The 6,896-nt window shown below is 43.0% G+C and carries 5 protein-coding genes, 1 rRNA gene and 1 other annotated feature; all 6 genes read left to right on the top strand.

The features are described 5' to 3' along the window. Window positions 1–94: ribosomal RNA gene (gene rrf / locus C8D73_RS10655) — 5S ribosomal RNA — on the top strand; the annotation flags it as partial. A 235-nt stretch (window positions 95–329) separates the two neighbouring features. Beyond that, window positions 330–1,511: an MFS transporter gene (locus C8D73_RS10650; protein WP_113078185.1), complete on the top strand. Its 1,182-nt coding sequence runs from the start codon at window positions 330–332 to the stop codon at window positions 1,509–1,511. A 25-nt stretch (window positions 1,512–1,536) separates the two neighbouring features. After that, on the top strand, window positions 1,537–2,421 hold the full coding sequence (gene rarD, locus C8D73_RS10645; protein ID WP_021717090.1) for an EamA family transporter RarD: 885 nt from the start codon (window positions 1,537–1,539) through the stop codon (window positions 2,419–2,421). A gap of 622 nt (window positions 2,422–3,043) precedes the next feature. After that, window positions 3,044–4,414, top strand: a complete 1,371-nt coding sequence (locus C8D73_RS10640) for a tagaturonate epimerase family protein (protein WP_113078184.1) — start codon at window positions 3,044–3,046, stop codon at window positions 4,412–4,414. A gap of 88 nt (window positions 4,415–4,502) precedes the next feature. Next, window positions 4,503–4,727 (top strand) — a binding site (T-box leader). A gap of 72 nt (window positions 4,728–4,799) precedes the next feature. Continuing rightward, on the top strand, window positions 4,800–5,045 hold the full coding sequence (locus C8D73_RS10635) for an ACT domain-containing protein (protein WP_046430741.1): 246 nt from the start codon (window positions 4,800–4,802) through the stop codon (window positions 5,043–5,045). Window positions 5,046–5,074: 29 nt separating this feature from the next. Further along, window positions 5,075–6,736 carry a biosynthetic-type acetolactate synthase large subunit gene (ilvB, locus tag C8D73_RS10630; protein ID WP_113078183.1) on the top strand — a complete coding sequence of 554 codons (1,662 nt, stop codon included), beginning with the start codon at window positions 5,075–5,077 and terminating at the stop codon, window positions 6,734–6,736. Window positions 6,737–6,896: the final 160 nt, after the last annotated feature.

Here is a 6,896-nt window from a genome sequence, read left to right as displayed (position 1 = left end):
TCCACCTGTTCTCATCCCGAACACAGTAGTTAAGCCCTTAAACGTCGAAAGTACTTGGCTGGAAGCGGCCTGGGAGGATAGAAAGCTGCCGGTTAGAAAATAACCATACCATACGGTATGGTTATTTTTTTATGTGATGAAAATACTATCCGGCCAGACCTTGCCCTGGGACACATGGCAGGCAAAACCGGAAGTTGCATGCCTGTGTACTTATGAAGTAAAATATCGATTCTTATAATGAATAACCGCTTTAAGTAAATTTTTCTTAAAAACACTACTAAAAGGAGTATTTATGTTACAATATACTTATCGCTCTGAAAGGACATGTTATGCAAAAGAAAAATTTTTTACCTATTTTAGCATTAGCAGTAGGTCATTTGGTGACTGACTTACAGGCTGGTGCTTTACCAATAGTATTGCCACACCTTAAAGAATTATTTACATTGAGTTATTCGCAGCTGGCAGCTATAGTTTTGACGCAGAATATTACGTCGTCGGTTATTCAGCCGGTATTTGGTTATATTACGGATAAGCGATCTATGCCTGTCCTGCTGCCTTTTTGCGCTGCTATGGCAGGTGCGGGGTTTGCCGCCATAGGCTGGGTTTCCAGTTATACTTTAATTTTATTGACCGTTATTATAATCGGTATAGCCAGTGCGACTTATCATCCTCAGGCTTCAAAAACTGTTAATTTTTTAAGCGATGAAAACAGTAAAGCCAAAAATATGGGCATTTTTTCTCTGGGAGGCAATGCCGGTATGGCCGTCGGCTCCATTTTGATGACTTTTCTCATTGGACTGCAGGATGGCATCCATAATACGATGTATTTTATTCTGCCAGGGCTGCTTGTTTTTGGGTTAATGATGAAATATATGCCAGATTACAAACGTGTTAATGCGGAGCATAGTTTGAAAAAAGCTGCAGTACAAATTAAAGCTGCTTCAGAAAAGCTCTCTTATACAGGAATGTTTATACTGCTGTTTTTTATCTTTATGAGGTCTACTATCCATACGGGATTATCTACGTATCTGCCGTTATTTTTTATGAAATTTCGTGGCAGTGAAGCAATTTTTGCCAGCGCTTTGGTGTCGGCATTTTTATTGGGTGGTGTAGCAGGAACTTATACGGGTGCAGTGCTCAGTGACCGTTTAGGCGCCCGCAGGATCATTTTAGGATCGATTATACTAAGTATTCCAACGATATGGCTGATCAGCCATGCAGGAACGGAAATTGGCGCAATGCTGGCTGTTGTGGCTTCTGGTTTTTTTATCATCGGGTCGTTTGCTACAACTATCGTTTTAGCGCAGACGATGCTGCCTGATAACGTTGGGATGGCAGCAGGTCTTACTATTGGTTTCAGCGTCGGTATGGGTGGTTTTGGCGTTACTATTTTAGGATTTATTGCCGATAATTTTGGTTTACCGCTGGTAATGCAGATCGTTACCTGGCTGCCGGTAGCTGCGGCGATCATTGCCCTGAAAATTCCAATTCCGGCAAGTTTAAGAAAATAATTATTGGCAGATAGATGGAGGAACAATGGAAAGCACTTTCAGACAGGGAATAATTTATAGCTTGACTGCTTATTTACTATGGGGAATTTTGCCTATTTATTGGAAAACTTTAGGCGTAGTACAGGCTTTTGAGATTTTATCAAATCGTTTTATCTGGTCCTGTGTTTTTGTATGGATATTGATCATCGCTTCCGGCAGAGTAAAAAGTTTTTTAGCAGAAACGCAGGATATTTTTACAAATCCTAAACAGGCTCTGGCAATGCTGGCTGCGGCAATTACGATCAGTTTCAACTGGGGGTTGTTTATTTGGGCTGTCAATGACGGCAGAATAGTAGAAACCAGTATGGGCTATTATATCAATCCTTTAGTGAGCATTGTTTTTGGTGTTTTCTTTTTGAAAGAACGTTTGGATAACTGGCAAATGGCAGCAGTTATCTGCGCTGTGATCGGTGTTGGTACAATGGTCTGGAACCTGGGCCAGCTGCCTTGGGTTTCTGTATCATTAGCTGTTTCTTTTGCTTTATACGGCTTGATCAAGAAATGTTTATCGGTAACGACAATGACGAGTATTATGCTGGAAACACTGCTTATAACGCCGCTGGCTTTGGCTTATGAATATTATTTGAGCCTGCATGGAACCAGTGCTTATCAAACAGCAGAAACCAGTACGTTGATAATGCTGGCCTGTGCCGGTGTAGTGACGGCTACGCCGTTATTGTTTTTTACGGCAGGGGCAAAGCTTTTACCGTTAAAAATAATTGGATTTTTACAGTATATTGCTCCAACAATCAGTTTGCTGATAGGCGTTTTTATGTACGGAGAAAACTTCACATCCGTACATATGGTCGCTTTTGGTTGGATATGGTTTGGTCTGTTTTTATTTACTATAGCACAGATAAAACGGCGGTAAAAATTGAGTTAAGCAGCAGTTAAATTAAAAAAAACTGCTGCTTTTTTATTTTCAGAAAATTTAGGCTGAAGAAAGAAGGCTTTAAATATACACTTGTAAAAGCTTTTGTCAGTGTCAAGAAGCGCTTAAATAAAACTTTTAATCAAACGATTAAAAGTTGCCCTTGACAGTGCACTTTGAACACAAAGTATAGACTTCAGCATCTGTATGAGCCAATAAACAAACTAGATATTGTGTTGTGGAAAAATGGGGAAAGTTTTCTGAAAGTTATCCACAGAATGTTGATAAAATGTGTATAACTTAAGGGTGATATGGTATAACTTGGAAAATTTAGGGGAAAAAAAGATTGAAACTGTGTATAATATGTAATTTATACACAGAATGCTGTGGAAAACTATGTGGATATTGTTGATAAATGGAGAGGATTTTGCTTTTTTGACACATATATTTTGTATCCGCCTTAGGTGGATAAATTAAAAGTACTGTCGATAAGCATAATTTATAGTTTTGCGAACAAAGGTTTAAATAGCGTTTAGTTATTTTCCGGGTTTTACTTGCGTAAAAGGCGCAGATTGTGGATAATATTAGAAGGAAGATAACTGAGAGTTTTGGAGGATGAAAAATGGCTATTAAACAAGCACTGGCAGTAAAAACAATGGAGGCTGCGGCAGGCGGCAAGGTTGTGTCAGCCTCTCTGAGCGAAGTCACTAACGGCTGGGTCGCACTGGTTATAAAGGCTGCTGATAAAAAATTAGTCTGTGTTACACAGGGGGAATGTCCTTTGACAGCGATGTGGGCTGTCGAAAATTCCTGTGAACAGGATGGTTTGCATGTGGATATTATGTCTTTGAATGCAAATAATGCGGCAGTTATCCGTCGTTTTGTAAAATGGGCAGCGCCCAGTGCCTGCGGCACTAAAGGTACGAGTATCGGTTTCAGTGACTGGCTGGGAGCTGCAGGCGGATGCATTGCGCCGCTGTTTGCTAAAAAGCAGGTAAAGCCTGTCCTTGCAGAATATTCAGCTGCTGACAGCGTGCTCTTAAAACGCAATTTTCTGGAAGCTGTAGATGCTGCAACCTGGGGAGTTTTTGAAACAGGTTATAAAGAAGGCTATGGTGCCAATGCTGAAGGGTTGAAAAGTGAAGAAGATATTGTAAAGGCATTATTATACGGCTATAGCATGATTGGCCTGGACTGCAGCGATAAAATAAATCTGCAGATCGAAAAAATGTCAGATGCAGAGGTAGAGAAGCGTTATAATGATTTTCCGCAGGAATTTCGTGATGCGATGCAGGGCTCATATTTGGAAGCAAATTTTCAGGTAGGAAGTGAAGTTATTCATTTTGAGCCTGAACAGCTGCGGCGTATCGTTTTGGAATATGGTGAAGCTATTATGCACGCACAGTTCATTTATAATTCTTATCTTAAAAATACTCCCTGGGAAATAGATTTTGAGCTGCTGATATCTAAAGAGGGTAAATTACTTTCTCCACAGGAGCATTACCTGATTGCTAATGAATTGCAACGTAACGGCATTAAATTTGCGGCTTTAGGGCTCAATACTCTGGATGAGGCGCAGCTGCTGCAGGAAATGCTGCAGACCCATGCCGCTATTGCTGATACTTTTGGCTACAGACTGAGTTTTTTACATGCTGATTTGACCTTAAAAGATTTGGGAGCAGTAGCTAAAACCCTGAAAGGGAAAGTGCATTTTAAGCTCAGCAGCGTATTGTGGCTGGCAGCCTGGGAAACGGTGCTGAAGCTGGCACCGCAGCTGGCCTGTCAAATGCGGGATTATGCCGGTTTAGCAGAAACAGACGCTCTGATACCACAGACTGAGACAGGAAAAGCTTACGCATTAAGTTATAAAACTTTGCTGGCTCCGGAAGCAGGTAATTTTGCAGATCAGGTCAAAGAAGTTTTAGCAGTTAATCATGCTGCATATAGTGAACGAATTTCTGTTTTGGTAGGCAATTATTTAAGAACATTGTAAACATTGGAACAAATATAAGATTTTTTGAAAAAAGTGTTGACAAGTGCTGTTAAAAGTGGCATAATATGACCAATCTTAATATTGTATTGTAAAAGTGATGATTGGGAAGAAAGACAAGATGTAAAGTCACAGAGAGCCGATGGTTGGTGGAAATCGGCACGGAGCGCTTGTTGAGTAAATCACCCATGAACTCGTCAGCGAAAGCAGAAGTAAGTAGCATGATGCGTACCAGATGCGTTAATTCTGAGCCGGTTGATGGACTGGTGCGAAGTTATAAATTAGGGTGGTACCGCGTATTTTATACGCCCCTGCAAAAGCAGGGGCGTTTTTTATTTGTTCCTAACGCACTGCTTTCCATCAAAATCATACGAGGGAGGAAATCAAAATGTCGGGAAAATTATTTTTAAAGGCTAAAAATGAGGAGACTTTACTGCCGAGAGTGCTGCGGGTATTGTCAAAACAAGGTGTGGACGTGCAGGAACTCAATATGAAGGTTCAGTCTGACGGAATGGAACTGGAAATTGTTTTGAATACTGAAAGTGATGTTGCGCAAATGGCGAAGCTGCTGGCAAAACAGGTCGCGGTGGTTTCCGTAAATACCTTGATGCTGCAGGAACAAGCTGCAGTCTGAAAGTGCTGATTTTGGGAGGAAAGCGAAGAATGAAGTTATCTGGTGCGCAAGCTATTATTAAAGTTTTGTTGGAACAGGGAGTAGATACTGTTTTCGGTTATCCGGGCGGTCAGGTAATTCCCTTGTATAATGCGTTATATGACGCGCCGCTGCGTAATGTACTGACGGCGCATGAACAGGGAGCCATCCATGCTGCTGACGGTTATGCACGTGCCAGCGGCAGAACGGGGGTTTGTATAGCTACCTCCGGCCCCGGTGCGACCAATATCGTTACGGGACTGGCTACAGCTTATTTAGATTCCGTACCGCTGGTAGCGATTACGGGACAGGTTTCTGTTGCAAATTTAGGCAGAGACTCTTTTCAGGAAATAGATATTGTCGGTGTGACATTGCCGATAACGAAATATAATATTTTGGTGCGTAAGCCTGAGGATTTGCTGCCGGCGCTGCGGCAGGCATTTTACCTGGCACAGGAAGGTCGTCCGGGACCGGTGCTGGTGGATGTTCCCAGCAATCTGCAGGTCGGAGATGTGGAGTGGATGGAAGCGGAGCCACTGACGCCGCCTGTTATGGAAACGGCCAGAGAAGAGATATTGGAAGCCGCAGCAGTTACTATTACTAATGCCAGACAGCCGGTATTTCTGGTAGGCGGCGGCGCTGTTCACAGTGGTGCTGCGGAAGAGGTGCTGCGTTTTGCCAGAAAAACAGGGATGCCAGTCGTCAATACGCTGATGGGGATTGGGGTTTTTCCGGGAAGCGACCGGCAATGCCTGGGGCTGACAGGTATGCACGGACACATTGCAGCCAATATGGCAGTTGCTAATGCCGATGTACTTATCGTAGCGGGAAGCCGTTTCAGTGAACGAGTCACAGGTGACCGTAATCGTTATGTTGGTAAAAAAACGATTATCCAATTGGATATTGATCCTTCTGAAGTAGATAAGAATGTTATGACAGCGCTGCCTTTAGTCGGAGATATGAAAGAGAATCTCAACAAGCTGAGTGAACGGGTGAAAAAACTTGATATAGAACATTGGTGGCATACGATCAAAGCCTGGGATGCGACAGAAAACCGTGCGGCACAGTCCGGCGAAAGATTGACAGCGCCCTGGCTGATGAAAGAACTGACGCGCAGCTTTAAAGGTGAAGATACGGTATTTGTTACTGACGTCGGGCAAAATCAGATGTGGGCAGCCTTGCATCTGGAAGTAGACGCGCCGCGGCATCATTTGACCAGCGGCGGCTGCGGAACGATGGGATTTGGTCTGCCGGCAGCCTTGGGAGCTAAAATTGCCCTGCCTGAGGCGCAGGTTGTACAGATCTGCGGCGACGGAGGCTTTAAAATGACCGGTATGGAAATCTATACAGCGATGCGTGAAAGCGCTCCTTTTATTACTGTTGTCATCAATAACAGTTGTTTGGGTATGGTCCGTCAATGGCAGCAGGTTTTTTATGATAAACGTTACTCTTCTACTATTCTGACGCCGTTTAATTTTGTTGGTTTTGCTAAAGCCTGCGGAGCAGACGGTGCGACAGTAACTACTTGTGCTGAATTTACCGCCGCATTGGCAAAAGCGCGTAAACAAGGAAAAAATTTCCTGATCGAAGCGGTAGTAGAACAAAGTGATCTGGTTGAACCAATGGTAGCTCCCGGCGCGGTGCTTGACGATTTTGTCAAAACTGACGCCTGATAAAAAGGGCCTTATGAGGGAAAAATAAAGCTTCGGCGCTAAATAAGACAAGCCGTAAATAAGGGAAAGAGTCGTAGAAAACAGCCGAAGGAAATAACCGTCATGCTTTTTAGTATGACGGTTATTTTTAGTAAACTGCCCTTGCAATTTACTGGGACTA

The sequence above is a fragment of the Phascolarctobacterium faecium DSM 14760 genome, from assembly GCF_003269275.1.
Classification (GTDB): Bacteria; Bacillota; Negativicutes; order Acidaminococcales; family Acidaminococcaceae; genus Phascolarctobacterium; species Phascolarctobacterium faecium.
The sequence above is the reverse complement of the archived record's forward strand: the minus strand, read 5'-3'. Positions and strand labels throughout refer to the sequence as shown.

Bases quoted from the DNA above. Each gene is read 5' to 3' on its own strand.
- C8D73_RS10650 (WP_113078185.1), top strand. From the start codon at position 330: ATGCAAAAGAAAAATTTTTTACCTATTTTAGCATTAGCAGTAGGTCAT.
- rarD (WP_021717090.1), top strand. From the start codon at position 1,537: ATGGAAAGCACTTTCAGACAGGGAATAATTTATAGCTTGACTGCTTAT.
- C8D73_RS10640 (WP_113078184.1), top strand. From the start codon at position 3,044: ATGGCTATTAAACAAGCACTGGCAGTAAAAACAATGGAGGCTGCGGCA.
- C8D73_RS10635 (WP_046430741.1), top strand. From the start codon at position 4,800: ATGTCGGGAAAATTATTTTTAAAGGCTAAAAATGAGGAGACTTTACTG.
- ilvB (WP_113078183.1), top strand. From the start codon at position 5,075: ATGAAGTTATCTGGTGCGCAAGCTATTATTAAAGTTTTGTTGGAACAG.